The organism is Lysobacter brunescens (assembly GCF_042677005.1).
Lineage (GTDB): Bacteria > Pseudomonadota > Gammaproteobacteria > Xanthomonadales > Xanthomonadaceae > Lysobacter_I > Lysobacter_I brunescens.
Window position 1 is genome coordinate 1 of record NZ_JBHTIF010000022.1, and the last position, 1022, is coordinate 1022.

Consider the following 1022-nt stretch of genomic DNA (forward strand, 5'->3'; position numbering starts at 1 on the left):
ACCACCGGCCAGCCCAAGGGCGTGATGATCGAGCACCGCAACGCGGTCGCGTTCCTGGCCTGGGCCCATCGCGTCTACACGCGGGAGCACCTGGCGGTCGTGCTCGCCGCGACCTCGATGTGCTTCGACCTGTCGGTGTTCGAGATGTTCGCGCCGCTGACCTGCGGCGGCACCTGCCTGCTGGTCGACCATATCCTGGCCCTGCAAGAGCCGGAGTCCTGCGTCCAGGGCGTCACGCTGGTCAACACGGTGCCGTCGGCGATCATGCAGCTGCTCGAACACGGCCCGCTGCCGCCTTCGGTGCGCGTGGTCAACCTGGCCGGCGAGGCCCTGCTGGGACACGTGGTGGAGCGCGTGCATGCGCAGCCCGGGATCGAAGCGGTCTACAACCTCTACGGTCCATCCGAAGACACAACGTATTCGACGGTCTCGCGGTGCGTGCGTGAGTCGGGTGCGGTGCCGGACATCGGCGTGCCGACCCGCGGCTGCGAGGTCCGCATCGTCGATCGCCAGGGGCTGCCCGTGCCGCAGGGCGTGGCGGGTGAACTGTGGATCGGCGGTACCGGCCTGTCGCGCGGGTACTGGAACCGTCCCGAGCTGACCGCGGAGAAATTCGTCGACGGCGCGAGCCTCGGGCTGCCGGTCGCGCGGATGTACCGCACGGGCGATCTGGTCCGCTGGAACGAGAAGGGCCGGCTCGAGTTCATCGGTCGCATCGACCAGCAGGTCAAGCTCAACGGGTTCCGGATCGAGCTGGGCGAGATCGAAACGGCGCTGTCGGCCAGCGGCGAAGTCAGGAGCAGCGGCGTGCTGAAGATCGACGAGGCGGGGCCGCAGCGCCTGGTCGCGTTCGTCGAGTATCTGGCCGATGGAGAGGATGCGCCGGCCGAACGGGAACGTCGCGCGAAGGCCCACCTGCGCGAATGCCTGCCGGGTTTCATGCTGCCGCAGGAGTGGATCGCGGTGGAGGCGATGCCGCTGAGCGCGAACGGCAAGATCGACCGGAAGGCGCTGCGTGCGCG

General features: G+C 69.0%; 1 protein-coding gene. It reads left to right on the plus strand.

The window, feature by feature from the left end; translation table 11 throughout:
- Positions 1 to 1022, plus strand: a 1022-nt coding sequence (locus ACFQ0E_RS19160; protein ID WP_386826633.1) for an AMP-binding protein, incomplete at both ends; no start/stop codon positions are given.